Origin of the sequence: Bifidobacterium commune, assembly GCF_900094885.1 — a bacterium.
GTDB lineage: Bacteria > Actinomycetota > Actinomycetes > Actinomycetales > Bifidobacteriaceae > Bifidobacterium > Bifidobacterium commune.
In genome coordinates this window covers 591,872-616,317 of sequence record NZ_FMBL01000001.1, presented here as the reverse complement: position 1 = coordinate 616,317, position 24,446 = coordinate 591,872, and the positions used below count along the sequence as shown (strand labels likewise).

Sequence of the window (24,446 nt, the reverse complement as noted above, 5' to 3'; positions counted from 1 at the left end):
AACCATCCTAGCGCATCGAGTTTTGCGGGGTTATGCACGGACTTGAACTACTATTCCTCGGCTACAAGATCGAGATAAGTGTCGCTCCACAGATCCTCGTCTCCATCGGGCATCAGCAACACACGTTCGGGATTCAGGGCTTTGACGGCACCCTCGTCGTGGGTGACCAGAATAATTGCGCCTTCATACTTGGCGATGGCTTTAAGAATCTCGTCCCTTGATGCAGGGTCAAGGTTGTTTGTAGGCTCGTCAAGCAGCAGTACGTTCGCGCGTGAAGTCACCAACGTGGCGAGCGCAAGTCTTGTCTGTTCGCCGCCGGAAAGCACCTTGGCTGGTTTAAACGCATCATCACCGGAGAAGAGGAAGCTGCCCAGGATCGAGCGGGCCTGGGTATCGTCGAGATCCGGGGCGACATGTTGCAGGTTTTCAAGCACAGTGGCATCAAGTTCCAACGTGTCGTGCTCCTGTGCAAAATAACCGATCTTGCACCCGTGTCCGTAAATGACCTCGCCGGTGTCCGGTTGCTCCTCGCCGGCAAGAATGCGCAATGTGGTGGTTTTACCGGCACCGTTGTATCCGAGGATTACCACGCGGGAACCCTTGTCAATGGCAAGGTTGATGCCGCTGAAAATGATGTTCGATCCAAAAGCCTTGGAAATGCCTTTAGCCATAATCGGTGTTTTGCCGCATGCCGCAGGTTCCGGGAACCGGATGTCGGCCACCTTTTCCTGCTGTTCCGCCTCACTGGTCTCGCTGAGTAGTCGTTCTGCGCGTCTCATCATGTTCTGGGCGGCCACGGCCTTGGTCGCCTTCGCGTGCAGGCGGATGCCCTGCTTCATCAGTCGCGCCGCTTTTTTCTCTGCCACTTCTCGTTCGCGCCGTCGTCGTTCCTCATCCAGCACGCGTTGCTTGAGATAGGCTTTCCAGCTCAGGGAATACATGTCGATCTGACCGCTTTGCGCGTCTAGATGCCATACCTTGTTGACTACTTCATCGAGAAGTTCGGTGGAGTGGGAAATGACCAGGAAGCCGCCTTCGAAATGTTTGAGATACCCACGCAGCCATTCGATCGAATCCGCATCCAAGTGGTTGGTGGGTTCGTCCAGAATCAGCGTATCGGCGTCCGAGTAGAGAATGCGTGCCAGTTCGATACGACGGCGCTGCCCTCCGGAAAGCGTGCCGATGGGTTGTTCCATGACCTCATTGGGGAGCCCGAGGCTTGACGCCATTGAGATGGCCTCAGCCTGCGCGGCGTACCCACCGGCCTTGTCGAAGGCCTGCATGGCCTTGTCGTATTTATCCATGCCCTTTTCCATGATCTTTGGGTTCTCGTTGGTCATGTCCTTTTCGGCGTTGCGCATGCGCTTGATGATGCTGGCGATATCGCGGGCGCTCATCATTCGATCCAAAGCGGTCTGCTCTGGATCATCCGCGTGAGTGTCTTGAGGCAGATATCCGAGTTTCCCGGAAATGCGAACCTTTCCTCCCGTGGGCAGTAAATCGCCGGTGATGACGCGGGTGAGCGTCGTCTTGCCGGCACCATTACGGCCGACCAGACCGATCTTATCGCCTTTGCTCACATGAAAATCAGTAGGATTGAGCAGTGTCCTCGCTCCGATCTGAATTTCCAGTCTCTGCGCCTCAATAGCCATGCTTTGTTACCCGTCCTGTTTGTGTTGCGAATTCCAGCAAATACACCAACAAGCCATCATAGCGACACGTCTGCTTTAGGTGACTGTGAATGTACTTGTATACGATGACTGCCTGCAAATTAACGAGTGCGTTGGCATAGGCAAGTGCTGGATGGCGATTCAGCATCTTGATGATGCTTGCCGCTTTTATGGTTTAAGCGGAAATTGTCGAACACATGTTCGAAACGTCGAGTATGATGAGTTAATCTAATCTAAATTAGTCGCCATCAATCGGAGGTAGGCATTGGCAACAGCATCAATGAAGCGCAGTTCCGGCGAAGCCGATGGGTCGCCGGCGGAAGTGGTGGCGAAAAAGCTTATGGACGGTGACTCATTCCTGTCACAGCAGATCTCCAAGGCTCCACTTCGAGCAAAAAACAATTCTTTAGTTGCTGACATCTCCCACATTCCCAGTGACTTAAAAATCACCATTCAAGGCGCTCGTGAGCATAACCTGAAAAATGTCGATCTCGCGGTTCCGCGTAATCGAATGGTGGTATTTACAGGCCTTTCGGGTTCCGGAAAATCTTCGCTTGCGTTTGACACCCTGTTTGCCGAAGGGCAAAGGCGATATGTTGAGTCACTTAGTGCTTACGCTCGTCAATTCCTCGGCCAAATGGACAAGCCAGATGTCGATTTCATCGAGGGGCTGAGCCCAGCTGTTTCCATCGATCAGAAAACCACAAATCGCAATCCGCGTTCGACCGTCGGTACGATTACCGAGATCTACGATTATCTGCGTTTGCTGTTTTCTCGTACCGGTGTGCCACACTGCCCGGTATGTGGTGAAGTCGTCAGTGCGCAGACCCCTCAGCAAATGGTCGATATGCTGATGAAAAAGCCGGATAAAACCCGTTTCCAAATCCTTGCACCCGTTGTCAGGGGCCGCAAAGGTGAGTTTGAGGATTTGCTGGAACTCTTGCGTGGCGACGGCTATTCTCGAGCGTTGATCGACGGTAAAGTGTCCCAACTGTCCGATGACATCAAACTGACTAAACAGAAGAAGCACACCATTGAGGTAGTGGTCGACCGACTGGTTATCAAAGACGGCATTCGCCAACGTCTCACCGATTCCATCGAAACGGCTTTGAAGCTTGCAAAAGGCATTGTGGTTATCGATTATGTTGATTTGGACGAGAAAGATCCAAACAGGCGTGAGCCGTTCAGTGAGAAGCGTTCCTGCCCGAACGGACATCAGCTTCAACTGGATGAAATCGAGCCGCGAACGTTTTCTTTCAATGCACCGTACGGTGCATGCCCCGATTGTGACGGTATCGGATATAAGCTGGAAATTGACCCAGAGCTTGTTATTCCAGATTCGGACAAATCACTCAATGACAATGCAATCGAACCTTGGGGCATGACCAAAGGCACCGGTGAATACTATCATCATGTGCTTGAGGGTCTAGCCGAGGAAATGAACTTCAGTCTTGATACCCCCTGGAAGGATTTGCCGAAGGGTGTCCAGAAGGCCATCATGTACGGCCATGATTTTAAGGTCAAGGTATCGTATCGCAACCGTTGGGGTAGGTTGCGCGAATACAGCACTGGTTTCGAGGGTGTCGTTCGTACGCTTATGCGTCGTCATGATGAGACCGATTCCGACCAGATGAAGCTGTATTATGAGTCCTATATGCGTGAAGTCCCATGCCAGACGTGTCAGGGACGGCGTCTGCGTCCGGAAGTACTTGCTGTCACCATTGACGGCAAGTCCATTGCCGATGTCTGTGATATGCCTGTCGATCGGAGTCTTGCATGGGTCCGTTCTTTGAATCTCGAAGGTTCTGCTGCATTGATTGCGGGCGAGGTCTTGAAGGAGATTCGTGCGCGCCTTGGGTTCATGAACGATGTCGGTTTGAATTATCTGACGCTGTCGCGTGCCGCGAAGACGCTTTCTGGCGGAGAGGCCCAGCGTATCCGCTTGGCCACGCAGATAGGCAGCGGACTTGTCGGTGTGATGTATGTGCTGGATGAACCTTCCATTGGTTTGCATCAGCGCGACAATGACCGTCTCATTAAGACGCTTCACCACTTGCGAGACTTGGGCAATACGTTGATTGTGGTCGAACATGATCAAGAGACCATCGAAAAGGCCGACTGGTTGGTGGATATCGGTCCTGGTGCCGGAGAACGGGGCGGCGAGGTGGTCTATTCGGGACCCGCAGCTCATGTCATCGAGGCACCTCGTTCGATTACCGGCGATTACATCGCCGGGCGTCGGCAGATCGAAGTGCCCGGCAAACGACGTAAAACCGATAAGAAACAACAGCTCAAGATCGTCGGAGCCCGAGAAAACAATCTCAAGAATATCGATGTTTCAATCCCGTTGGGCGTTATGACCTGCATCACGGGCGTTTCGGGGTCAGGTAAATCGACATTGATCAATTCGATTCTCTATCCGTCGCTAGCGGACAAACTCAACGGGGCTCGAATCGTACCGGGTAAGCATACTCGGGTCGAAGGCATCGAACAATGCGATAAGGTTATCCATGTCGACCAGAACCCCATTGGTCGTACTCCTCGCAGTAACCCTGCCACATACACAGGCGTTTGGGACAAGATTCGTCAGCTATTCGCCAAGACGCCAGAAGCACAGGTTCGTGGTTATGGACCTGGGCGCTTTTCATTCAATGTCAAGGGCGGCCGCTGTGAAGCCTGCCACGGTGACGGGACCATCAAAATCGAGATGAACTTCCTTCCTGATGTGTACGTGCAATGTGAGGAATGCCAGGGTCAGCGTTACAACCGCGAGACGCTGGAAGTAAAATATAACGGCAAATCGGTAGCCGATGTGCTTGATATGCCCATTTCGGAAGCAGCCAATTTCTTCAAGGCATATACAGGCATCTCGCGTTATCTCGATACGTTGGTTGATGTAGGGCTTGGGTACATTCGCCTGGGGCAACCGGCAACCACTCTTTCCGGAGGTGAATCACAGCGTGTCAAGCTCGCCACCGAACTGCAGCGACGTTCCACGGGACGTACCGTCTACATTCTTGATGAGCCCACTACTGGACTGCATTTTGAAGATGTACGAAAGTTGTTGCTTGTGCTACAGGGATTGGTAGACAAAGGCAACACTGTTATTGTCATCGAACATAATCTTGACGTCGTTAAGTCTGCTGACTGGATCATTGACCTTGGGCCTGAAGGCGGAGACGGTGGCGGTACGGTTGTCGCGGAGGGAACACCTGAGCATGTGGCCAAGTGCGAACAAAGCTGGACCGGCCGATACCTGGCATCTATGCTCAAATGATTTCGTTATTGCGCTTTATGTGTTGAAATATTACGACGCTTCGTTTATGGGCAGATTTCGCGGTTCTTTGTAAATTCTGTCTCGGTGTATATCGGACACGGCGGTAACCGGCAGCAAAACATGAAAGGTGGGTAGCGCGGTAACGATGGATGCTTGGAAGAACGGTGACGCAGCGGGTTGGCGCAAGACAACAGGTCAGCTGGGGGATACCCGTGATCTGTTTCGTCCTGCCACCGGCGACATACCGACGGATCCTGGTGTCTATAAGTGGCGTGATGGCAATGGACGAGTCATTTACGTCGGCAAAGCCAAGAATCTGCGCAATCGCCTTACCTCTTATTTCCAACCGCTGAAGGAACTGCATCCCAGGACTCAGAATATGGTGCTCACCGCGCGTAGCCTTGAGTGGACGGTGGTCGGTACCGAGCTCGAAGCGTTAACGCTCGAATACACGTGGATTAAGGAATTCGACCCAAGGTTTAACGTTGTATTTCGCGATGATAAAACATACCCGTATTTGGCGGCATCGTTCGGTGAACAATATCCGCGTGTATGGATTACCCGAAATCGCAAAAGTCGAAACACCCGTTATTTCGGGCCATACGCAAAGGCATGGGAACTTCGGCAGAGTCTCGACAAGCTGTTGAAGGCATTTCCTGTGCGAACCTGTACCAAAAGCGTGTTCAATCGTGCCAGAATGACCGATAGGCCATGTCTTCTTGCATCTATTGGTAAATGTTCGGCGCCCTGTGTCAGTCGTATCAATGAAAAAGAACACCGTCGTATGTGTGAGCGGCTTGTTGGTGTTCTAACCGGTAGATATGGATCGTCGTTCATAGCTGGGCTGACACAGGAGATGAAGCAAGCCAGCGATGATATGGAATTCGAGAAAGCTGCACGGCTTCGCGACCAGATTTCCATGCTCAAAACCGTATCGGAGCAGAATGCCGTCGTTTTGGATCAGGATGTAGACGTCGATGTTTTCGGTATGGAATCGGACGAACTGGAAGCTTCTGTGCATGCCTTCTTCGTTCGTTCCGGTTCAATCCGAGGCGAACGCAACTGGAGTGTTAAGCGAGTCGAAGACATCGACGATCCCGATCTGATAGCCGATTTGATTACGCAGGTGTACTCCGACTTGTTGGGAGAGGCGGAGAACCAAGTGCGCACCCCGCTCAATTTGCCCAGCAATGGCGAGAAATTGTTGGAGCGCAACGGTAATTTCGCGTATGACGATTTCGCGAGCCGAGGTCAAACTGTCGATAAAGCCCAAGATCAGTTTGAAACTGCAGCTGACACTGAGATGCAAAAACAGTCTGAAGGTGTAGAGGGATCCAAAGAGCATGACGGTCCAAAGGGAGACGGGGTCTTCGTCCATACCGTTGCATCTGCAGCAAAAGGCGTCAATATCGTCAAAAGTCGAGATGCGTTGGGGGCGACCCAAAATCTCACTGCGACCGACAGCGCATCCAGGGCACAGGCAACCCACACGCGCCACGAACGTCAGATGCAGACGGGTCGTAGCGATTTGCTTGCGCCGATTTCACCTATTCCGCGTGAAGTGCTTGTGCCGGTTGTGCCAGCTCGCCAAGAGGAGCTCGAAGGATGGCTTGCCGGACTTCGTGGTGCGTCAGTCACCATTCGCGTGCCCAGCAGGGGCGATAAAAAAGTACTGATGGATCGCGCCGACAGCAATGCGAAGCAGGCATTGCAGCGGAGCAAGATGAGTCGTATCAGTGATATCGGTGCCCGTACACAAGCCATGAACGACGTGGCTAAAGCGTTGGGATTGGATGATGCCCCGTTGCGTATTGAGGGCTACGATATCTCGAATACCATCGGGGGTATCTATCAGGTTGCATCGATGGTAGTGTTTGAGGATGCCACGGCCAAGAAGTCCGAATACAGACGTTTTGCGATTCGCGGCGACGATGGTAAAGGTGCGATTGACGATCTGAGTGCCTTGTACGAAACGCTTACCCGCAGATTTCGACACGGCAATATCGCGGGCGACACCGGCGAAAGCGTCGATAACGAGCAACGCATTAAACAGGCCGAACAAGCGACGTGTGAACGCCCGCGTGAACATCAAAGCCAAGGCGGCACAGATGGCATCAGTGCTGACGAACAAGCAATAGTGACCTCTCGGGTGGCGGTTGAACAGGTCAATGATGGGCAACTGACAGGCAAGTGTGGCGCCGATGATGCCGTGTCGTTCTTAGAAGAGGCAAAGTCTGAGTTGGCATCGGCCGAACAGTCCAGCGATAATCTTCAAAAAGACTTGAATGATAAACAACCCGCTTCCGCGCCCGATGCATTGACCAGCAGTGATGCCGTGGTTCAGCAGGATGTACATCCACGTCATTTTGCCTATAAACCGAATCTCATCGTTGTCGATGGAGGCAAACAGCAAGTTGAAATCGCCGCCAAGGCATTACATGACTGCGGTGTCAGCGACGTCGCGGTATGTGGTCTTGCGAAAAGGCTCGAGGAGATTTGGATACCAGGGGAAGATTATCCGCTCATTCTCAAACGCCAATCGGAAGGTATGTATCTGTTGCAACGGGTGCGTGACGAATCACATCGTTTCGCGATTACCTATCACCGTTCTTCGAGGCGCAAAGGAGCACTTCGCTCCGCACTTGACGATATTCCCGGTATCGGGGCAAGCTATCAGAAAAAATTATTGAATGCCTTCGGGTCGGTGAAAGGAATACGCAACGCCACTGTTGATGAGCTTGAGAGTGTCAAAGGAATTGGCTCGGCCAAGGCTCAGGCCGTGTATCGCGCGCTTCATATCAATGACGAAGAATCGGAACGACCTTCAGAAAATACGACAAGTCGTGTCCGGCAACAGCACGGTTGATATGATGCGCGAAGTACGGGAGGACGATTATTTATGCCTAACATTATAAAACATCATTGCGCGGTTTTGGGCAAGCCTATTGCCCATTCCCTCTCCCCAGTTCTGCATAATGCGGCATACGGCACTCTCGGTTTGGATGATTGGGAGTATACACGTGCGGAGGTCGACGAGGGGGGTCTTGACGCGTTCCTTTCAGGTCTTGACCCTTCTTGGGCCGGTCTCAGCATTACCATGCCGTTAAAACGTAGCATCCAACCATACGGTATGCCATCAGATTATTGGTCCAAAGTGTTAAACGTGGCGAATACCGCAGTTCTTTCTTGGTATAAGGCGAAGACACAGCCGTATATCGCCTTGTATAACACCGACGTTGAAGGTATTGAGCAAGCGTTCGATCATTGCTGGCAATCGAATCGGCTCAACAGAACCGCGCAAAGGGAAAAATATGCGCTTCCTGCTGACTGCTCACGGGAAAATGGTGCGAAAGCAGTTATTTTAGGCAATGGTAATACCGCCCTTGCCGCTGTGGCGGCCTGCACTGAAATCAGCGTTCCAGATGCCGGTTCAGTAACTCAACTGACGGTTTGTGCCCGCAGGCCCCATGAAAAGGATCCTTTACAGCAAATAGCTAAATTGCAGGCCGGTCTCACATACCGGCAGGTGGGGTTGGCGCGAGCCGCTGAAGAGTTACTTGAAGCGGATATCGTTGTCAACACAATACCGTCTCATGGTGCAGATGTCATAGCAGAGCAATTGACAGAACTAACCACGCAGACACGTCAGTTGTTGTTAGGAAAAACCTTGTTGGATGTGGTTTATGATCCTCGTCCCACAACACTGATGCAAGCTTGGCGAGCTGGTTCAGGAATCGCCATAGGTGGTGAGGAGATGCTGCTTTATCAGGCAATAGCTCAGGTGCGATTGATGACGGTAGGGGAGCTTAAAATAAAGAAGACAGATTTTGAGCAGGCGATGCGAAGCGCCTTACAGGAGGCACTGTGAGTTCAGAGATGCAGGGACAACATGACGCTGGTGTAGAGGTTGAAGGCACGGGATCGGCGGCAAATGCAGGTCATGCAGCGGCGTCCTTTGAAGGCGTGCCGAAGCCTGCAGATGAATTTGAAGTTTTGTTGATCACCGGCATGAGTGGTGCCGGTCGTTCACATGCTGCTGATTGCGTTGAGGATATGGGCTGGTATGTGATCGACAACTTGCCTCCCAAACTTTTGATTCCTCTGGTTGACATGATGACATCTTCCGGTTCGAAGGTCCATCGTCTGGCAGCCGTTATTGATGTACGTTCTCGCAGCTATTTCGACGATCTTTCGGCAGTGCTCAGTCATTTGGATGATCTCGGTGTCCGCACTCGAGTCCTTTTTCTCGATGCCAATGATCAGATTCTTGTTCAGCGCTATGAATCAGTGCGCCGGCCGCATCCTCTTCAGCATGGCAATCGACTCATCGACGGCATACATGAGGAACGTGACCTCCTTTCACATCTAAAAGATCATGCAGACACCGTCATCGACACGTCGAACCTGAGCATCCATGAGCTGTCTACGCAACTCTATGAAGCCCTTATAGGAACTGGTGCGAAAACGGTTTCGGTCCACATCTTCAGTTTTGGTTTCAAATACGGAATTCCTCTCGATGCGGATTTTGTAGCAGACGTGCGTTTTCTACCCAATCCGTATTGGGTTCCCAGCCTTCGTGAACTTACGGGCGAAGATAAATCTGTCAGCGATTATGTCCTCTCCAATGAACGGGCCCAAGAGTTTCTTGACGCGTATGAGAAGGCGATTATGGTCGCAATTAAGGGTTACGCGCAGGAAGACAAGCATTATGTGTCCATTGCTGTCGGTTGCACCGGTGGACAGCACCGTTCGGTCGCTATCAGCCGCAATTTGGCTCAACGACTTCGTGGGCACGGCCTGAGCGTAACGTTGTCAGCGCGTGAACTGCATCGTCATATGCGCAAATAGCCGACGATTATACCAGTTATTTCGTTGAACCACTGATTGACTAAAAATAGGCAATGGAGAGTAAAACGATCCATTCTTGTCCAAGTTGTTCGCTATCACAGATAGCCGTGGCACTGTGCGAGATCATCGTGTTTAATGTTCCAATTACACTTGAATTGAGGAATGGGAAGTAGGAGGTTGGGCTTTGGCTCTTCTGAACGAGGTCAAAAGCGAGTTGGCAAGCATCGAAACTGATTTGTCGCCCGCAAAAATGGCGCAGGCCGCAACAATGATGCGGTTCGGCGGAGGGTTGCGACCAGTGGACAACAAGGCGGTAATCCGTGCGCAATTCGATTCGCTGGAAGCAACGGAATGGCTACGCAAGATCGTTTCCCAGTTTTTCCAGCGTGAAGCTAAAGTAACTAGAATTTCTCGTCAAACTCCCAACGGCATCGTTCAGCGTTACGATTTCTTGGTTGATCGAGGAGCCACCGCTTTGGCTCTTCAGACCGGTCTGCTTGATAGACGCATGCACATTGTCAAAGGTCTGCCTTCTGACATCATCGATGGTAATATCGCTCAAATCAAAGCTGCATGGCGCGGTGCGTTTCTCGCACGGGGCATGATTTCAGATCCGGGCAAGGCCAGCTATCTTGAGATCATTTGTCCTTCGCATGAAACAGTCATCGCTTTGCAGGCCGCGGCCCATAGGTTGGGTATAACCGCACAGGCACGTATGGTTCGCAGCTCGGAACGCATCACCTTGCGTGATTCCGATTCCATCGAGCGCATGCTGATGCTCATGGGTGCCCCACGTTCCGCACGCGAATGGACCGGCAAGCGAACGGATGGTGAGGCGCGGGGTAAAGCCAATCGTTTGGCAAACTTCGACGATGCCAATATGCGTCGTAGTGCGAAAGCCGCGGCCGAAGCCACACAAAAGGTCAGGCAGGCGTTCGAGATCCTCGGTGATGATATTCCTGAGAACCTCAAGGCGGCGGGTGATCTGCGTCTTGAGCACACCGATGCGAGTCTTGAGGAGCTCGGGCGTCTCGCTGATCCGCCTATTACCAAGGATGCCATCGCAGGACGCATAAGGAGATTGTTGCAGCTTGCGGCCAAGGTAGAACGGACCCAGTCAGATCAACAGTCCGATTGATAGGGTTTTGTCCGCTCTCAGGTCCACATATGGAGAAGCAGATGTGTTTATATGCTCATGCATAGGTAGGTCAAATATTCATGTGAACGTTAACAACGTGGACCTTCGGAATGCTCGAATGAGTTTTCTTGCACAGTTTCTTGTTTGGCGAGGAATGTACCATAGACGGTGACAGAGGTCACAAGACTTGTGCTTGTTCTCGGTCGGTAGCTACTGCTGTCGGCGGAGTGATCTTACAGAAAGGATAGCAATGAGGACACTGAAAGATTTAGGGGATCTAAAAGGCAAGAGGGTTCTTGTCCGTGCTGATTTCAACGTGCCGCTGAAAGAAACCACTATCACCGACGACGGTCGTATCCGTGCTGCTTTGCCTACAATTGAGGAACTTCGTGCAGATGGAGCCAAGGTTATTCTCATGGCTCACCTTGGACGTCCGAAGGGTAAGGTTGTGCCGGAACTTTCTCTGGCACCAGTGGCCAAGCGTTTGGGTGAATTGCTCGGCGTTGATGTGAAGCTTGCTGAAGACACCTATGGTCCCGATGCGCAGGCAAAGGTGGCCGCTATGAACGATGGCGATGTCGTGCTGCTGCAAAACGTTCGTTTTAACCCTGAAGAGACCAGCAAGGACGATGCTGAGCGTGCTGCTTATGCAAAGAAGATTGCCTCCCTTGGTGATGTGTTTGTTTCCGATGGTTTCGGCGTTGTGCATCGTGCGCAGGGCTCCGATTACGATGTGGCTTCCGATCTGCCGAGTGCAGCGGGTAAGCTCATTGAAAAGGAAGTCAAGGCGTTGTCTCGTGCCACCGAAAATCCGGAGCGTCCGTTCACGGTTGTGCTCGGAGGTTCCAAGGTTTCCGACAAGCTCGGCGTCATCGAGAATCTCCTGAAGAAGGCTGACCGCCTGCTCATCGGCGGCGGTATGGTCTTTACTTTCCTTGCTGCCAAAGGTTACCAGGTTGGTATCTCACTGCTTGAAGAAGATCAGATCGAGAAGGTTAAGGGCTACATGAAGACCGCCGAGAAAAACGGTGTCGAACTTGTTCTCCCGGTTGATGTTGTGGTCAATAAGGGCTTCCCGGCTGGAGACACTCCTGTTAACCCCGAAGTGGTTGATGCTGACAAAATTCCGTCCGACATGATGGGACTTGACATCGGCCCCAAGACGCAGCAGATCTTCCACGACAAGATTGTCGATTCGAAGACTGTTGTTTGGAACGGCCCCGCAGGCGTGTTCGAGGTTCCCGGTTTCGAGGCTGGCACCAAGGCTGTCGCCCAGGGCATGGTGGAAGCCACGGCCAACGGCGCATTCACGATTGTCGGTGGTGGCGATTCCGCTTCTGCTGTTCGTAACCTGCACTTCCCAGAGGATGGTTTCTCCCATATCTCCACCGGTGGCGGCGCTTCCCTCGAGTTCCTTGAGGGTAAGATTCTTCCTGGTCTCAAGGTGCTTGAGTAGTCCGTTCCAGTATGGTGTACCGAGTGTAGTCAAAGTGCGCTAAACTAGTGATTGGAATGTTCGCGGACATGCCGTCTGGTATGTCCGCGTTTTGATTACTGTTGCAACAGTGTCTTCAAGGTGTTGTTTCGGTGTCAATCATTGGATGTACTGTTTGTATCGGTAGGGAAAGGGAAGCAATGCCTTCTGCACGTATGCCGTTGGTGGTCGGTAACTGGAAGATGAATTTTGATCATCTTGAGGCCACATATTTCGTGCAAAAGCTTGCTTGGCTTCTGCGGGACGCTCATTTTGACTATAACCGATGCGAAGTGGCCCTGATGCCCTCGTTTACTTCTATTCGCAATGTCCAGGTACTTGTGGAGGCTGATCGACTTAAGATTGGCTATGGCGCACAATCGGTTTCGGTCACCAATCAAGGGGCTTTCACCGGTGATGTTTCCGCGGACATGCTGGCTCAGCTCAAATGCAAATACGTCATTGTTGGACATTCAGAACGACGCAAATATCATCCAGAGGACGATGCCAACATCGTCGATCAGGTCAGAGCGGTTTTGACTGCGGGGATGCAGCCCATTCTCTGTGTTGGTGAAAGTATGGAAGAACGCAGACAGGGCATAGAGCTCGACTTCGCTGTCGGCCAGGTTCATGATGTAACCCGCGATCTTTCGGATGAGGAAGCTTCCAAGCTGATTATCGCCTACGAACCAGTCTGGGCTATAGGCACCGGTCTTGTCGCCACACCCGAGAGCGCGCAGGATGCCGCGAAGGCCATTCGAACTGATCTTTACGAGACGTTCGGCGCCAAAGTCGCAGATGTGTCTAGAATCCTTTACGGTGGTTCGGTTACTTCAAAAAATGCGGTGGAGCTGATCAGCCAGCCCGACGTTGACGGATTCCTTATTGGTGGTGCCTCGCTCGATCCGGAAGAACTATCGAATATCTGTCGACTTACACTGAAAACCGTAACGGCGGTTCGATAATATTACTGTTCCTTTTGTTCCTTACCTTGGGGTACAATCTTGAGTTAGTATTTCTTAACGGGAGGTTCAACTGTGTCGACAATGGCTATCGTCAAGCTGGTTTTGCAAATTATCCTTGTTATTTTCAGCATTCTGTTGACGCTGCTTATTCTCATGCACAAGGGCAAGGGCGGCGGCCTTTCCGATATGTTCGGCGGTGGTCTGACTCAGAATGCTGGTACGTCGGGTGTGGCGGAAAAGAATCTAAACCGCTGGACCATCATTATCGCGTTGTTGTGGGTCGCCATCATTATTGCGTTGGGATTGATGACGAAATTTAATCTTTTCTAACCTCTGAGTTTTGCTTTACATGCGTTTCACACGTTTGTGTGAAGCGCATTTTTATAGAATGGCTGCCCGATTGTTGGATAGTGCATGTACGTGATAACCATGCGTGACTGTTGCGGCGTAAGTAATTAAAGGGATAAAGATATGCATCCTGAAGCGTATACAGTTGTCAGGGGAGAAGGTCTGCCGATCATCATCGTCCACGGGATGGGTGTCGATCATCGCTCATTGATGATGCTGGATGATGCCTTTGCGCTAGGTACACGACGCATCTATATCGATTTGCCTGGTTATGGGCAGACTGAGCCGCTGTCTGGCGATGGCGGATTGTCGGAATTGGCCGAATGGTTTACTAGTACGGTGAATGAATTGGTCGGTGAGGGTCAACGTTTTGCATTGTTCGGCAATTCGATGGGCGGAGCTTTGGTGCGCGATACACTTTCTCGCGAACCCAAATGCGTGGCCGGATTGGCATTGTTGGCCCCCGTCGTTGATCCCGTGATGGCGCATCGTCATTTGGCCGAACATATCATTAGTCAGCCCAACCCGGAACTCACACATCATTTGCCACAGGATAAAGTGACTGATTTTGTGACCATGGGGGTCAATCAGTCGTTTGATGCGTGGCGACGTTATCAGCGGTATATCTTTCCTGGTACCAGACTTTGCAACCTTGAGGCAAACACGAAACTTGGCAAACGGTACTGGCTCGACGGTAATCCTGAACAGCGCTTGGGAACCTATGCAGGGCCGACGCTTATCATGACCGGTAAACAGGATCAAGTCGTCGGTTACGAAGATCAGCGAGCTCTGCTGTCCCACTATCCCAACAGTATTTTCGAAGTCATTGATCCTGCTGGACATAACATTCATATCGATCAGCCGGAAACTGTCAAATCCCTTCTGTCTACTTGGTCTGAAACGTTGCTTCGATAAATAATTTGTGTCGTAATCAGTACCTTTAAGCTTTTACTGTATGAATGCTGAAAACTTCAATTTAGCGGAAAACCAAATCCTGCAATAAATGAAATTCGCCGGTGTTGTAAGTGGTAACCATAGGACTGTGCACTCTAAAATCTCAAGAAACGAATAACGCTCAAAACACTATAGACGCAAAGAAGTTCGTGATGGAAAAAGGAATGTGCTGGTACTGGGCAATGATGGAGTCGGCAAGACGACATTAATTAATGCGGTTCTTGGACAAGAACTTAGTGAGACTGGTTTTGGTGGTAATGGGACCACAACGGAACTGAAGATTTATGAAACCGATGCACTTCCTTTCAAGCTTATTGACAGCGTCGGGTTCGAACATCTATTTCATGCGGCATCGGGCTGTCGAGTCAGTGAGGAAATGGACCAGAAAGGGTATCAAAGACAAAAAGCGGCGAATCGACGAAGTGTGGTTCTGCGTCGATGGAACCGCAGGCAAGTTGTTGCCGGTTACGATTAAAAACATCGCAGAAGCAATTAAGCCTTGGCCTTCAATTCCTGTTATCGTGGTGATTACCAAGTCATTTTCCGAATCGGATCGCTCTGAAAATTTATATATGGTGAACCAGATACTCGCTGACCAAAAGATGACGCAACATGTTAAAGCGGTTATACCGGTTGTTGCTTCAATTTTCCGTTTGAATGATGAATTCTATGCAGCACCGTACGGCATAACCAATCTCGTCGATGCCACCATGAACGCAATGCCAGAAGCAATCGAATCCTCTCACAAAGGTGTCGAAGATTTTAAGCTACACAACGAGCGTGTGCTCACTCTCACAGCATTGTTGCAGCAGCAACCGCTGCAGGGGCTACTGTCGGTGCCATTCCGATTCCTATTCCAGATTCTGTGATTTTGTCGGGTACAGAGGCGGCAGAAGTGGCAGCCATTGCCAAGCTTTACGATATTGGAAATGACGCTGTTGCTGGAGAATTCAAAAAAACTATAGTTGAGATGGGAACGGCAGGCTTGTTGGCAAAGGAGGTTGCTGATGCGGTCAAAGCCATTCCTGGCCTGAATCTTGTAGCCGCATCGGTCAATGCCTTATAGCGGGGATAGTGGCGGCTACAATCGGTGAAATTTCGGTACATGCGTACGAACAAGTATACACAAGAGCAAAAACACTGGATGATGTCGATTGGCTGAAAAAATTGGGAAATGATTATTTTGGTAACAGGACTTTGATATCAACAAGCAACAACATCCTGATGACGATCTCCAGCTGAGCTTCTCCAAAGGCCATTGCGAATGCAATTATGAGATTCTTTGCCGCATAGCTATTGGAATGTCATGCGATTCAAGAACAGGAACAGAGTTTGGTGCATTATCATTTCGTATATGATGATCGTGTCTGTTTCTGGAAGTGCATCTGCAAAGTGATGGACAGTCTGTGTCGATTGCACAAAGGTAGTTTTAGCGTATTTACGGTAAAGGCGATGTCTGGTCCAGCGTTTTGATTTCCTATGTGTTTTCTATGACACGTATAGTAAGTAGAGGGTTGCGAATGCGCATATACAGCGCGCATTCGCAACCCTCTAGCTTATCTCTGTATTAGACCTGGGATAAGGCTGAAATCAGGCGTTCACACGGTCGATGCCAGCCTGAGTGTCAGCTAGGACCGAATCCCAGGACGCGATGAACTTCGCAACCCCGTCGGCTTCGAGTTCGTCGGTGACATCCTTGATGTTGATATTCAGCTCGGCGAGCTTGTCCATGACAGCCTGGCTCTCCTCGTAGGTGCCTTCGATGCTGGGCTTGCCAACGCCGTGATCGGCAAGAGCGTTGAGTGTCTTCTCAGGCATGGTGTTGACGATTTCTGGAGCAATGAGCTCGTCGACATACTTGCAGTCGGAGTAAGCCGGGTTCTTGGTGCCGGTGGAAGCCCACAGCGGACGCTGCCTCTTGGCACCCTTGGCCTCAAGCGCAGGCCAACGAGGATCGGAATCAAACTTATCCTGCCACAGCTTATAGGCGAGACGGGCGTTGGCCACAGCGGCCTTGCCTTCGAGTGCCTTCGCTTCATCGGAACCGTTCTCTTCGAGCAGCTTATCGACGGCGTTGTCCACGCGGGACACGAAGAACGAAGCCACGGAAGCCATGCGGGACAGGTCGTGTCCATTTTCAGCAGCCTGCACCATACCTGCGATGTATGCATCCATGACCTGCTCATAACGTTCAAGTGAGAAGATCAGGGTCACGTTAACGGAAATGCCCTTGGCCAGGGTGGCGGTAATTGCTGGCAGGCCTTCAAGGGTCGCCGGAATCTTGATCAAAGCGTTGGGTCGATTGACCATGTTCCATAGCAGCTCGCCCTGCTTTTCGGTGTTTTCAGTATCATGAGCCAAGCGAGGATCGACTTCGATGGAGACACGACCATCAACATAATCGGTCTTCTTAGCGATATCGCTGAAGATGTCGCAGGCGTCACGCACGTCAGTGGTCGTCAGCTCGCGCACGGCGTCTTCGACGTTGATTTTGCCGAGTTCCTTGAGTTGTTCATCGTAAGGTCCGACCTGAGCAAGAGCCTTCTGGAAGATGGAGGGGTTGGTGGTAACTCCGACAACGTTCTTGGTGTCGATGAGCTCTTTCAGGTTGCCTGAAGTGATGCGGTTTCGATCAAGGTCGTCAAGCCAGATCGAAACTCCGGCATCACTGGTACGCTGCGTTGCTTCTGTCATATTGTTATCTCCTTATTCCGATTTGGGTATCGGAATGTTGTTGTTGGTGATGCGTCCATCCGTAGCTTATACAAGATGCGGATGGACGCATCACCTATTGATTGTTGAGAATGATGTCTCAGACTTGGGCTTCTTGGATGGATGCCTGTGCCGCTTCTACGACATGCTCGGCGGTGATGCCAAGGTCAATCATGTTCTGTGCGCCGTCACCCTGAATGCCGAACTGCTCGATTGAAATCGCCTTGCCGTAGGCGCCGAGGTACTTGTACCAAGGCATTGCCACACCAGCTTCGATCGATACTCGAGCCTTAACCGAGGAAGGAAGAACGGCTTCCTTGTACTCGGTATCCTGCTCCTCGAACCATTCCATGGAAGGCATGGACACAACGCGAGCTTTGATGCCCTTGTCCTTAAGAGTCTTGGCCCCTTCGATAGCCCACTGGAGTTCGGAGCCGCTGGCCATGATAATGACGTCAGGCTCGCCCTCAGTTTCGACAACAACATAAGCGCCCTTGCGCACGCCTTCGCGCGCCTTTTCAGCGGTTTCTGCGAATGTTGGCACACCCTGACGAGTTAGGATCATTGCAGTAGGCAGCGTGTTCTTCTTCTCAAAGAAGTAGCGGTACGCCTCTGCAGTTTCGAATTCATCTGCAGGACGCACAACATCAATGTCGGGCATCGCCCGGAAGGTCGACAAGTGCTCAACCGGCTGATGTGTCGGGCCATCTTCACCAAGAGCCACGGAATCGTGGGTCCAGACAAAGAGGTTTGGAAGCTGCATCAGAGCGGCGAGGCGAACGGCAGGACGCTCGTAGTCAGCGAATTGGAAGAATGTTCCGCCGAATGGACGGGTGTGGCTGCCCAGAAGGATGCCGTTGGTAATCGTTCCCATGGCGAACTCGCGAACGCCGAAGTGCAGCTGCCGACCATACTCGCTGGACTCGGGCCAGGTGTGCGTCTCGTCTGCCTTTGGGCCAAAGGTCTTGGCTCCGGCGATATCGGTCATGTTGGAACCGCCGAGATCTGCAGATCCGCCCCAAAGCTCTGGCATGACCTTTGCGATGGCGTTGAGAACAAGACCGGAGGACTTACGTGTTGCGGCCTTATCGCCTGCAGCGAAGCTCTTCTCGAGTTCGTCGATGGCTTCATCAAAGCCTTCTGGGAGCTTGTGGGCCTTGATACGGTCATACAGTTTGGACTGCTCGGGATTGGCCTTGCGCCAAGCTTCGAGTTTATCGTCCCATTCCTTGTGGGCTTCCAGACCGCGGTCAGCAACCTTGCGGGAGTGAGCCAAAGCCTCCTCGTCAACAAAGAAGTCGACGGACGGATCGTAGCCCAGAACCTCCTTGAGACCTGCGACTGCTTCCGGACCAAGTTTGGAACCGTGTGCCGATTCATTGTTGGTCTTACCGGGCGTAGGCCAAGCCATCAGGGTGTCGACCTTGATGAACTTCGGGCGATCGGTGACCTTCTCGGCCCTGTCGAGTGCAGCAGCCAAGGCGGCCGTATCTTCCTTGTAAGAGCCGTCGGGCTGAATGAAGCTGACCTCGTCGGTGTACCATCCGTAGGACTCATAGCGCTTGAGGATATCCTCAGAAAGCGTCAGCTTGGTGTCTCCCTCGATTTGGATATGGTTGGCATCAAAGATAACCGTGAGGTTGCCGAGCTGCTGGTTGCCTGCCAAGGAGCTTGCCTCGGAAGAGACGCCTTCCTCAACGTCGCCTTCGCCGCAGATAACCCAGATCTTGTGGTCGAAAGGCGAAGTGCCGGCAGGTGCGTCAGGATCGAGCAGACCGCGCTCGAAGCGCTGGCCGTAGGCGAAGCCGACAGCGGAAGCGAGGCCTTGTCCAAGAGGGCCTGTGGTCATTTCGATTCCGGGGGTAAGACCAACCTCAGGATGACCCGGGGTTCGAGTATCTGCGCCACCGCGGAAGTACTTGAGGTCGTCGATGGTCAGGCCGTAACCGGAGAGGTAAAGCTGAACGTACTGTGTCAGCGATGCGTGTCCGCCAGAAAGAATGAAGCGGTCGCGTCCGTCCCAGTTGGGATCGTTCGGATCGTGCTTAATGTAATGCTGATAAAGCGTGTACGCGATAGGTGCCAGGGAAATGGGGGAGCCGGGGTGGCCGCTGCCGGCCTTTTCGACTGCATCCGCGGAGAGCACCTTTGCCATCTTTACTGCGCGCTCGTCCAAATCCGACCAAGTGAAATCGGTCATAGGTTCTACTTTCCTTCCAATATTCTGGGTGTTGCTAACGCGGCTTATTCCGCGACGCTTGACACCCTCACATTGCCCTTTAATTCTAACGATACGAGCAGACGAAAAGTTACTTTTTGAACATCTGTGATTTCTTTTGTTACGTTATCGGTAACATCTCGGTAAATTTAGTTTTCATTGGAATTTTCTCAGAGTGGAACTATTAGCACTCGATCATTAAGAGTGCTAAAAAATATACATATGGCATTCGTGCGATGCCAATATGGTGACGACGGAAAGAGGAGCCGGATGACACAATCAAGACGCATGCTGGTGCTTAGAGCCGTAGTCGAAGATTATATTCGTTTTCAGGCGCCTGTGGGGTCGACGACACTCGCCAAAGCTCATGATTTAGGTGTGAGCTCTGCGACGATTCGCAATGATATGTCGGCTTTGGAAGAGGAAGGATATCTTATCCAACCTCATACCTCGGCGGGACGAATTCCAACCGAGCAGGGATATCGATATTTCGTTGACCGATTGACTACTGTCGTCAACCTCTCACAAGCCCAGCGTCGTGCTATCGCCAAGGTTCTTTCTGGATCTGCAAGTCTGGAAGACACATTACAACGAGCGGCACGGCTTCTGGCCAGTATCACCGGACAGGTTGCGGTCGTTGCGGCACCTGCGCTTTCCAAATCAAAACTGCGTCATGTGGAAATTGTCCCTCTCAATGCTGTAACTATGTTGGCAGTGGTTATTACAGATTCAGGTTCAGTGGCGCAACATACGTTCGCTGTACAGGAAACCCCCAGTGCGGAAACGCTCAGAACGTTCCTGGAGCTGGTCAATGGACAATACATGGATGTTCCTTTGGTTCAGGCCGCCCAGTGCATTCGTTCCACACTCAAGGACCCTGCCTATCAATCCGTACGGATACTTGGTCAGAAGTTGGCTGAAACCTTGGAATCGATCGCACGCGATGAGGGAACCGGGCAGATGTATATGGCGGGCACGTCTCAGCTTGCCCATCAGCAGTCCAAAGTCGACCTTCTCCCGTTGTTTGATGCGCTTGAGGAACAGGTTGTCATTATGCATTTGATGAGCGATTTGAGTGAAGAGAATGAGGATGTGGGAGTAGCGATTGGTTCCGAAACGAAAACGCCCGGGCTTATGCATTCTTCTGTGGTCTCCTCGGGCTACGGTCGCAGCGAAGAGGAAAGTGAAGGCGCCGATGAGAATGAACGAATCGTTCGTGTCGAGCCGGCGCAGGCTTTTTCTCAACCTGTCGCGTTCGTTGGTTCAATTGGCCCCACACACATGGATTATGCCGCTACGATTACCGCAGTACGTGCTGTTGCGCGATATTTGACGGATCTGATATCGCACGGTGAGACGGTATAAAGGTGTTCCAAGGTATGTGGGACAATAACTGACAAAATGTAGCAGCTTGCTAATTATTTACTCGAGGGATTTCAGTGGCAGAAACAGATTACTACAAGGTTTTGGGCGTCGAACGAACGGCGAGCGATGAGGAAATCAAAAAAGCTTACCGTAAATTAAGCCGAAAGTATCATCCGGATATTGCAGGTCCGCAATTCGAAGACAAGTTCAAGGAAGTGAACAACGCTTACGAAGTGCTTTCCGATGCCGACAAGCGCCGCATGTACGATGCCGGTGTCGACCCCAATGACCCTAATGGTGGTGGTTTTGCTTCAGCCGGTTTCGGTGACGTGGGTGATATTTTCGGTCAGTTCTTCGGCAACGCCTTTGGTGGATCGACACAAGGCCCCACTCCTCGTACACAGCCTGGTCGAGATGTGTTGTCCAGCGCCTCCATTCCGCTGAAAACCGCTGTGTTCGGTGGCGCGGTCCACGTGAAAATCAATACATTTGGCGTGTGTCAAACATGTGGTGGCGCCGGTACTGCAGACAACGAGAAACCGGTTACCTGCCCGGATTGCAATGGTCAGGGATCGCGCCAGCAAGTCAAGAACACCATTCTGGGGCAGATGATGACCACATCGACCTGCCAGCGTTGCGAAGGGCATGGAACCATCATCGAGCACCCTTGCCCTACGTGTCAGGGTCATGGGCGTGTTCGAACTTCACGCGATGTTGGCATCACGATTCCCGCTGGAATCACCGATAACACTCGCCTTCGTCTGGCCAATCAGGGCGAGGTGGGCGAAGGCGGAGGATCTGCAGGCGACCTTTATATCGATGTGCGGGTGAAGCAGGATAAGCAATTCACGCGCGACGGGGACGATTTACATTGTTGGATTCAGGTTCCCATGAGCTGGGCTGTCCTAGGTCATGATCTTTCCATAGATACCTTTGACGGAAAGCAGGACATCATCATTCCCCAAGGTTGCCAGCCAGAAGAAACCATATCTCTGGAGGGGCTCGGCGTTGCGAAACTGAAGCATCCAGAGGAGCGGGGAAACCTTATCGCACATGTCGGCGTGCACATTCCCACCAAACTTAATGACGACGAGCGGAAGCTTATGGAGCAATTCAGCCAAATGCATGACGCATCTAACGACGCGATACAACAGAGCGGACGGCCGACCACGGCGCACAAAGGGTTCTTTGACAAAATCAAGGATGCTCTTCGCTAAATGACTCCTCTAACAGTGCGGTGTTCGGATTTCACTGGAAACCAGAGCGCCGCACCGGCATTTGTGCTTTGATATCATTTTCAATTCAGAACGCAACGAGAGATGTATTGGTCGTCGGCTCAACGTTGATCGTTGATCGCGGTGATATGTCGTGCGTGATTGGTAGTCGGTTTCTATTTCCACTTCTATTTCTACATGACCTCGGTACTATCTAAGACAGCAAAGAGCGGCACATCGAACGGTATTCGCTGACATAACCGCCCCCGAAGAATACACAATGGCCGGCAATGGGGTAGAGCTGCCAGATTGTGGTACGCTTCTCAAATCCCTTTTTAAGTGGGTGAACAGATTCATATCCTTCCAAGATTTGGTCCAGATACGACATGCCGAACAAGTTGAGCATGGCCAGATCCTCTTCGCGATGCCCGCCGTGGGCCGCAGGATCAATCAGGACAGCTTGAGCTTCGCCGGAATCATTGGTCCACATGACGTTTCCGCTCCACAGGTCTCCATGCACACGAGCCGGCTTATCCGACACCGCAGGGCCCAATAAATCTGGAAGCGCATTGATGACTTCCTGTGTTAAAGTCAGATCATCGTCGTCCAGCATGCCACGTTGCCTACCCAGTCTGGCCATAGGTAGCAAGCGTCCTTCGGCAAGGTAATCCACTGCGTTTGTCCACTCGCCGGTAGCCATGGGCACGGGATCCTGCAATGGCCCGAAATAACAAATTCCGTCGTATCCGTCAGGTGATGAACCGAAATACTGTGCTCCAGAGTCGTGCATACGCGCCAAAGCTGCACCGAAGTCGTAGGCGGCCAATGGTGTAGGAGAGCAGGAATTTACTTGTTCGATGTCGAGCCAGTCATCAGACCACCCGTAAACATCCACGACGCGCGGTCCACCCTGCTTTTGTGTCTCTCCCAGCCATTGCAGGCCTTTTCCTTCGCACTCGAAAAATCCTTTAGGTGCGTAAGCCCGACTTTTTCGGTATTTTGCCACGATCTACCTTCTTTCGCTTCTGCCATAGAACAATATGTACAGTGCTCTTCGCTTGTGTAACGACCAGGCAGCAATGTGTCCGATGTTTCAATTGTGTGAGTGATATGCGACAATCCTGACAATATTCGAGCAAAGTTCGCGTATAGTGAGTACTCTGAGTGAGTCAGACACGAACCTTCATCGTCGGCAATGCAGAAGGGCCGGCGATTGCCCACCAACGTGACGATGAAGGAATGTTTAAAGAGGGATCATGAATTTCTTCCAAGCCATAATCCTGGGACTGGTCCAGGCACTCACAGAATATCTACCAGTATCTTCGAGTGCGCACATTCGCATTGTCGGGGAGTTGATGCTCAAGTCAGACCCTGGGTCTGCGTTCACGGCCATTATTCAACTGGGAACTGAACTCGCGGTGATTCTTTACTTCCGTCGTGATATCTTTTCCATCCTTTCACACTGGTTTTCGTGCCTTTTCGGTCATAATGGTAGTGATCTGCAATCACGTCTCGGCAAGGGAGACCGTGATGCAACGTTCGGTTGGTACATCATTATAGGAACCATGCCCATCCTGATTGCCGGCGTCCTGTTCCAGAATGTCATCGAGACCACGTTGCGCAACATGTGGATCACCGTCACTGTGCTCGTCCTTTTCGGCATTCTGCTGTGGGTCGTGGATGCCCGATTTCCGGAACGCAAAACAGTTCAGGAGATGAACTGGAAAGAGGCTCTTCTTTTTGGTGTCGGACAAATGCTGGCGCTTATACCAGGTGTTTCGCGCTCAGGTGGTACTATCACCTTCGGTCGTGCCATGGGCTACACACGTGAGGATGCAGTGCGTGTCAGTTTCATCATGGCCATCCCAGCCGTTTTCGGTTCTGGGATTCTCGAAGCGGTAAAAGCCATAGGGGACTACAAATCAGAAGCCAATTTCCCAGGATGGGGAGCAACAATAGCGGCTACGACGGTTAGTTTTATCGTCGGCTATATTGTTATTATTGCATTCCTGAAGTTTGTCTCGACATTCTCGTACAAAGCTTTCGCGATTTACCGTATTGTGCTTGCCGTTCTGGTTGCATTCCTCTTGATTGCAGGTGTCCTCCAGTCTTCACCTGCTACAGTAGAGGCCTTGTCTGGTGTGGTTCAATCAGTAACGTTGTAATGATTAACTGAGAAAGTGTCGTGACGTCATACCGTGGCATTTAGCTGCGAAAATTAGTAAGATGGTGCCTGTCGGTGTGAGCCGGCGGGCACCATTTA

General features: G+C 51.6%; 19 protein-coding genes. 15 read left to right on the top strand and 4 right to left on the bottom strand.

Going from position 1 to position 24,446, the window contains the following annotated elements; translation table 11 throughout:
* Nucleotides 1–50: 50 nt before the first annotated feature.
* Entirely contained in the window at nt 51–1,652 is a 1,602-nt protein-coding gene (locus GA0061077_RS02450; protein WP_091847315.1) for an ABC-F family ATP-binding cassette domain-containing protein, read from the bottom strand.
* Nucleotides 1,653–2,010: 358 nt separating this feature from the next.
* On the opposite strand from GA0061077_RS02450, the gene uvrA reads away from it, so the two are divergent.
* The 12 genes from uvrA (at nt 2,011) to GA0061077_RS06855 (ending at nt 15,740) form a co-directional block, all read left to right on the top strand.
* On the top strand, nt 2,011–4,947 hold the full coding sequence (gene uvrA, locus GA0061077_RS02445; RefSeq protein WP_375773976.1) for an excinuclease ABC subunit UvrA: 2,937 nt from the start codon (nt 2,011–2,013) through the stop codon (nt 4,945–4,947).
* Between the two features lie 145 nt (nt 4,948–5,092).
* Nucleotides 5,093–7,813 (top strand): excinuclease ABC subunit UvrC, encoded by a 2,721-nt coding sequence (gene uvrC, locus GA0061077_RS02440; protein WP_091847313.1) that lies wholly within the window; start codon nt 5,093–5,095, stop codon nt 7,811–7,813.
* Between the two features lie 33 nt (nt 7,814–7,846).
* Entirely contained in the window at nt 7,847–8,815 is a 969-nt protein-coding gene (locus GA0061077_RS02435; protein WP_091847312.1) for a shikimate dehydrogenase family protein, read from the top strand.
* 8 nt (nt 8,816–8,823) lie between these two features.
* A complete protein-coding gene (rapZ, locus tag GA0061077_RS02430; RefSeq protein ID WP_091847311.1) occupies nt 8,824–9,795 on the top strand; it encodes an RNase adapter RapZ in 972 nt (323 codons plus the stop codon).
* A gap of 184 nt (nt 9,796–9,979) precedes the next feature.
* Nucleotides 9,980–10,933, top strand: coding sequence for a DNA-binding protein WhiA (gene whiA / locus GA0061077_RS02425; protein WP_091847310.1), 954 nt, complete (start codon nt 9,980–9,982; stop codon nt 10,931–10,933).
* A gap of 250 nt (nt 10,934–11,183) precedes the next feature.
* Nucleotides 11,184–12,389: a phosphoglycerate kinase gene (locus GA0061077_RS02420; RefSeq protein ID WP_091847309.1), complete on the top strand. Its 1,206-nt coding sequence runs from the start codon at nt 11,184–11,186 to the stop codon at nt 12,387–12,389.
* 179 nt (nt 12,390–12,568) lie between these two features.
* Nucleotides 12,569–13,372 carry a triose-phosphate isomerase gene (gene tpiA / locus GA0061077_RS02415; RefSeq protein ID WP_091847308.1) on the top strand — a complete coding sequence of 268 codons (804 nt, stop codon included), beginning with the start codon at nt 12,569–12,571 and terminating at the stop codon, nt 13,370–13,372.
* An 81-nt stretch (nt 13,373–13,453) separates the two neighbouring features.
* Nucleotides 13,454–13,702 (top strand): preprotein translocase subunit SecG, encoded by a 249-nt coding sequence (gene secG, locus GA0061077_RS02410; protein ID WP_091847307.1) that lies wholly within the window; start codon nt 13,454–13,456, stop codon nt 13,700–13,702.
* A 141-nt stretch (nt 13,703–13,843) separates the two neighbouring features.
* Entirely contained in the window at nt 13,844–14,635 is a 792-nt protein-coding gene (locus tag GA0061077_RS02405) for an alpha/beta fold hydrolase (RefSeq protein ID WP_091847306.1), read from the top strand.
* Between the two features lie 205 nt (nt 14,636–14,840).
* The gene (locus tag GA0061077_RS02400) at nt 14,841–15,149 is read left to right on the top strand and encodes a GTPase domain-containing protein (RefSeq protein WP_091847305.1); all 309 of its coding nucleotides are present in this window, start codon (nt 14,841–14,843) and stop codon (nt 15,147–15,149) included.
* A complete protein-coding gene (locus GA0061077_RS02395; protein ID WP_143249584.1) occupies nt 15,133–15,543 on the top strand; it encodes a hypothetical protein in 411 nt (136 codons plus the stop codon). The genes GA0061077_RS02400 and GA0061077_RS02395 overlap by 17 nt, the downstream gene beginning before the upstream one ends.
* Nucleotides 15,544–15,569: 26 nt before the next feature.
* Nucleotides 15,570–15,740 (top strand): hypothetical protein, encoded by a 171-nt coding sequence (locus GA0061077_RS06855; protein ID WP_159426901.1) that lies wholly within the window; start codon nt 15,570–15,572, stop codon nt 15,738–15,740.
* Between the two features lie 524 nt (nt 15,741–16,264).
* On the opposite strand, the gene tal is transcribed toward GA0061077_RS06855, so the two are convergent.
* Nucleotides 16,265–17,368 carry a transaldolase gene (gene tal, locus GA0061077_RS02385; RefSeq protein ID WP_091847302.1) on the bottom strand — a complete coding sequence of 368 codons (1,104 nt, stop codon included), beginning with the start codon at nt 17,366–17,368 and terminating at the stop codon, nt 16,265–16,267.
* Between the two features lie 118 nt (nt 17,369–17,486).
* Nucleotides 17,487–19,586: a transketolase gene (gene tkt / locus GA0061077_RS02380; RefSeq protein WP_091847301.1), complete on the bottom strand. Its 2,100-nt coding sequence runs from the start codon at nt 19,584–19,586 to the stop codon at nt 17,487–17,489.
* 288 nt (nt 19,587–19,874) lie between these two features.
* Here tkt and hrcA point away from each other — a divergent pair, with 288 nt between their 5' ends.
* Together hrcA and dnaJ are read left to right on the top strand one after the other, a co-directional pair.
* Complete coding sequence (gene hrcA, locus GA0061077_RS02375; protein ID WP_091847300.1) at nt 19,875–20,969, top strand: heat-inducible transcriptional repressor HrcA; 1,095 nt, start codon at nt 19,875–19,877, stop codon at nt 20,967–20,969.
* 74 nt (nt 20,970–21,043) lie between these two features.
* Nucleotides 21,044–22,186, top strand: coding sequence for a molecular chaperone DnaJ (gene dnaJ, locus GA0061077_RS02370; RefSeq protein WP_091847299.1), 1,143 nt, complete (start codon nt 21,044–21,046; stop codon nt 22,184–22,186).
* A gap of 211 nt (nt 22,187–22,397) precedes the next feature.
* On the opposite strand, the gene GA0061077_RS02365 is transcribed toward dnaJ, so the two are convergent.
* Nucleotides 22,398–23,189, bottom strand: a complete 792-nt coding sequence (locus GA0061077_RS02365) for a fructosamine kinase family protein (protein WP_091847298.1) — start codon at nt 23,187–23,189, stop codon at nt 22,398–22,400.
* 250 nt (nt 23,190–23,439) lie between these two features.
* Here GA0061077_RS02365 and uppP point away from each other — a divergent pair, with 250 nt between their 5' ends.
* Nucleotides 23,440–24,348 (top strand): undecaprenyl-diphosphatase UppP, encoded by a 909-nt coding sequence (gene uppP, locus GA0061077_RS02360; RefSeq protein WP_091847297.1) that lies wholly within the window; start codon nt 23,440–23,442, stop codon nt 24,346–24,348.
* Nucleotides 24,349–24,446 lie beyond the last annotated feature (98 nt).

Coding starts and splice junctions, on each gene's coding strand:
- GA0061077_RS02450 (WP_091847315.1), bottom strand. CDS start 1,652: ATGGCTATTGAGGCGCAGAGACTGGAAATTCAGATCGGAGCGAGGACA.
- uvrA (WP_375773976.1), top strand. CDS start 2,011: ATGGACGGTGACTCATTCCTGTCACAGCAGATCTCCAAGGCTCCACTT.
- uvrC (WP_091847313.1), top strand. CDS start 5,093: ATGGATGCTTGGAAGAACGGTGACGCAGCGGGTTGGCGCAAGACAACA.
- GA0061077_RS02435 (WP_091847312.1), top strand. CDS start 7,847: ATGCCTAACATTATAAAACATCATTGCGCGGTTTTGGGCAAGCCTATT.
- rapZ (WP_091847311.1), top strand. CDS start 8,824: ATGCAGGGACAACATGACGCTGGTGTAGAGGTTGAAGGCACGGGATCG.
- GA0061077_RS02420 (WP_091847309.1), top strand. CDS start 11,184: ATGAGGACACTGAAAGATTTAGGGGATCTAAAAGGCAAGAGGGTTCTT.
- tpiA (WP_091847308.1), top strand. CDS start 12,569: ATGCCTTCTGCACGTATGCCGTTGGTGGTCGGTAACTGGAAGATGAAT.
- secG (WP_091847307.1), top strand. CDS start 13,454: ATGGCTATCGTCAAGCTGGTTTTGCAAATTATCCTTGTTATTTTCAGC.
- GA0061077_RS02405 (WP_091847306.1), top strand. CDS start 13,844: ATGCATCCTGAAGCGTATACAGTTGTCAGGGGAGAAGGTCTGCCGATC.
- tal (WP_091847302.1), bottom strand. CDS start 17,368: ATGACAGAAGCAACGCAGCGTACCAGTGATGCCGGAGTTTCGATCTGG.
- tkt (WP_091847301.1), bottom strand. CDS start 19,586: ATGACCGATTTCACTTGGTCGGATTTGGACGAGCGCGCAGTAAAGATG.
- hrcA (WP_091847300.1), top strand. CDS start 19,875: ATGACACAATCAAGACGCATGCTGGTGCTTAGAGCCGTAGTCGAAGAT.
- uppP (WP_091847297.1), top strand. CDS start 23,440: ATGAATTTCTTCCAAGCCATAATCCTGGGACTGGTCCAGGCACTCACA.